The organism is Streptomyces sp. 13-12-16 (assembly GCF_002114215.1).
GTDB lineage: Bacteria > Actinomycetota > Actinomycetes > Streptomycetales > Streptomycetaceae > Streptomyces.
Genome location: NZ_NCTE01001114.1, coordinates 1 through 3456, shown reverse-complemented (window position 1 = coordinate 3456; position 3456 = coordinate 1). Strand labels below are relative to the sequence as shown.

Genomic DNA, 3456 nt, shown 5'->3' with positions numbered 1-3456 from the left:
GCCCGCGGGGGGCGGGGTGGGGCCGGGCGGGGGCGCGGGGTAGCCCGGTGCCGGAGGAGGCACGGGCACGGGGGCGGGACCCTGGTGCGCTCCCGGGTGCTGGCCCGGGTGGTGTGCGGCCGGTGACCAGCCGGTGGCCGGTCCGTGCCCCGGCTGATGGGGCGGCGGCAGCGGAGAACCCACTGCGTGCTGCATCCGGTGCCACTCCGTCTCGTACAGGCGATGGGGCGCTGACAGCGGGGGTGACCCGCGTGCTACCGAACGGTACCGCCCCCTGCCGTCGTTGTGTGAACGGCCGGGGGCGGTGATGAGTGCCCGGGGCTACTCCCCGACCTCGCCGTACGCGGCGAGGAGGACGGCCGGGTCCGGGCCTTCGAACACCGTGGGCTTGGCGAGGCCGTCGAGGACGATGAAGCGCAGCAGGTCGCCGCGGGACTTCTTGTCGACCTTCATGTTCTCCAGCAGCTTGGGCCACTGGTCGTAGCGGTAGTGCAGGGGGAGCCCGACCGATTCGAGGACCGTGCGGTGGCGGTCCGCGGTGGCGTCGTCCAGGCGGCCCGCGAGGCGGCCCAGTTCCGCGGCGAAGTGCATGCCGACGGAGACCGCCGCGCCGTGGCGCCACTTGTAGCGTTCGTTCTTCTCGATGGCGTGGCCGAGGGTGTGGCCGTAGTTCAGGATCTCGCGCAGACCCGATTCCTTCAGGTCGGACGAGACGACCTCCGCCTTGACCCGGATCGAGCGCTCGATCAGTTCCGCGGTGTGCGGGCCGGACGGGGTGCGGGCGGCCTGGGGGTCGGACTCGATGAGGTCCAGGATCGCCGGGTCGGCGATGAAGCCGGCCTTGATGACCTCGGCGAGTCCGGAGACGTAGTCGTTGACCGGGAGGGAGTCCAGGGCGGCCAGGTCGCACAGGACACCGGCGGGCGGGTGGAAGGCTCCGACGAGGTTCTTGCCCTCGGCGGTGTTGATGCCGGTCTTGCCGCCCACGGCCGCGTCGACCATGGCCAGGACCGTGGTCGGGACGGCGATCCAGCGGACCCCGCGCAGCCAGGTCGCGGCCACGAAGCCGGCCAGGTCCGTCGTGGCGCCGCCGCCCACGCCGACGATGACGTCGGTGCGGGTGAAGCCGGACTGGCCCAGCGCCTTCCAGCAGTAGGCGGCGACCTCGGCGGTCTTGGCCTCCTCCGCGTTGGGCACCTGGATGGCGACCGCCTCGTAGCCCTGCTCGGCCAGGTCGGCGCGGAGCGCGTCGCCGGTCTCGGCGAGGGCTTCGGGGTGCACGATCGCGACCCGCTTGGCCCGGGTGCCGATCAGTCCGCCCAGCTCACCGAGGAGACGGCGGCCCACCAGGACCTCGTACGGGTCGGTGCCCGCCGTGCCGCCGACGGCGATCCGCGTCACTGCCTCGCTGCTCATGCGTCCTTCAACTCCAGTGCGTTCAGGGTCGCTTCGGCGACTTCCTCGGGCGTGCGGCCGTCGGTCGGGACGACGGCCGCGGCGACCTCCTCGTACAGGTGCCGGCGGGCCTCCATCAGCTCGCGCCACTGCTTGCGCGGGTTGACCGCCAGCAGCGGGCGGGCGGCGTTGAGGCCGGTGCGCTTGACGGCCTCCTCGACGTCCATCGAGAGGTAGACGACACGCTGCCCGGCGAGCAGTGCGCGCGTCTCCGCGTCGAGGATCGCTCCGCCGCCGAGCGCCAGGACGCCCTCGTGCTCGGTGAGTGCCGTGCGCACCGCGCGCTTCTCGACGGCGCGGAAGGCGGGCTCGCCCTCGTCGACGAAGATGTCGGCGATGGTGCGGCCCTCGGCGGTGACGATGTCGTCGTCGGTGTCGCGGTAGGCGACGCCCAGCCGCTCGGCGAGCAGCTGTCCCACGGTGGACTTGCCCACGCCCATCGGGCCGACCAGCACGATGACCGGTGAGCTCATCGGATGGCCAGGTTCTCGAGGTACGACGTCACGTTGCGGCGGGTCTCGGTGACGCTGTCGCCGCCGAACTTCTCCGCGACCGCGTCCGCGAGGACCAGGGCGACCATGGCCTCGGCGACGATGCCGGCGGCCGGCACGGCGCACACGTCGGAACGCTGGTGGTGGGCGGCGGTCTCCTCGCCGGTGACGACGTCCACGGTCTTCAGCGCCCGCGGCACGGTCGCGATGGGCTTCATCGCCGCGCGTACGCGCAGCAGCTCACCGGTGGTCAGTCCGCCCTCGGTGCCGCCGGAGCGGCCCGACGCGCGCTTGATGCCGTCGGGGGTGGCGAGGATCTCGTCGTGCGCCTTCGAGCCGGGCACGCGGGCGAGGTCGAAGCCGTCGCCGACCTCGACGCCCTTGATCGCCTGGATGCCCATGAGGGCGGCGGCCAGGCGTGCGTCCAGACGGCGGTCCCAGTGGACGTGGGAGCCGAGGCCGACCGGGACGCCGTACGCCAGGACCTCGACCACGCCGCCGAGGGTGTCGCCGTCCTTGTGGGCCTGGTCGATCTCCGCGACCATCGCCTTCGAGGCGTCCGCGTCCAGGCAGCGCACCGGGTCCTCGTCCAGCCGCTGCACGTCGGCGGGGGTCGGGTGGAGGCCGTAGGGGGCCTTCGCCGCGGCCAGCTCGACGACGTGGCTGACGATCTCGATGCCGGCCGTCTCCTTCAGGTACGACCGTGCCACCGCGCCCAGCGCCACGCGGGCGGCGGTCTCACGGGCGGAGGCGCGCTCCAGGATCGGCCGGGCCTCGTCGAAGCCGTACTTCTGCATGCCGGCCAGGTCGGCGTGGCCGGGGCGGGGGCGGGTCAGCGGGGCGTTGCGCGCCAGGCCGGCCAGCACCTCCGGGTCGACCGGGTCGGCCGCCATGACCTGCTCCCACTTCGGCCATTCGGTGTTGCCCACCATGACCGCGACCGGGGAACCGAGGGTCAGGCCGTGCCGGACGCCGCCGAGGAAGGTGACCTCGTCGCGCTCGAACTTCATCCGGGCGCCGCGACCGTAGCCCAGCCGCCGCCTCGCGAGGTGGTCCGCCACCATGTCCGTGGTGATCGGTACGCCGGCGGGAAGTCCCTCCAGCGTCGCCACGAGTGCGGGACCGTGCGACTCCCCCGCGGTCAGCCAGCGCAACCTGCTCAACGGTGCTCCTCAATGCTCGCGCCCCGGTACTGCCCTGCGTACACGTGTCCTCGTGTACGGCTGTGGCGTGACGGGGTGCGCGGCCCCGGTCCGCCACCTCCGATCCTCCCACGTCCGGGCCGGGTGCCCGGCCGCCGGTCCATCAGGCGGACGGGCGGGATCACGGGCCGGGCGGTGGAGGGATCAGGCCGGGCCGCCCTCGCCCTGACGGGGCTGGGGTGCGTAGGCGCCGAGGAAGTCGGCTCCGCTCGGCTGCGGGGCCTGCCGGCGCGGCGGCGCGTACTGGCCCAGGTAATCCGCCCCGCTCGGCTGCTGGGCGGCCTGCGGCGCGGGCCGGGTCCGCTGCG

At 73.7% G+C, this 3456-nt stretch carries 4 protein-coding genes; all 4 read right to left on the bottom strand.

The features are described 5' to 3' along the window. Positions 1 to 195, bottom strand: a 195-nt coding sequence (locus B7767_RS48650; protein ID WP_256923688.1) for a Pro-rich N-terminal domain-containing protein, incomplete at its 3' end; no start/stop codon positions are given. 126 nt (positions 196 to 321) lie between these two features. Beyond that, positions 322 to 1416, bottom strand: coding sequence for a 3-dehydroquinate synthase (aroB, locus tag B7767_RS36090; RefSeq protein WP_085575723.1), 1095 nt, complete (start codon positions 1414 to 1416; stop codon positions 322 to 324). Next, positions 1413 to 1928: a shikimate kinase gene (locus tag B7767_RS36085; RefSeq protein WP_085575722.1), complete on the bottom strand. Its 516-nt coding sequence runs from the start codon at positions 1926 to 1928 to the stop codon at positions 1413 to 1415. Before B7767_RS36085 ends, aroB begins: the two co-directional genes overlap by 4 nt. Further along, complete coding sequence (gene aroC, locus B7767_RS36080) at positions 1925 to 3109, bottom strand: chorismate synthase (RefSeq protein ID WP_085575721.1); 1185 nt, start codon at positions 3107 to 3109, stop codon at positions 1925 to 1927. Before aroC ends, B7767_RS36085 begins: the two co-directional genes overlap by 4 nt. Positions 3110 to 3456 lie beyond the last annotated feature (347 nt).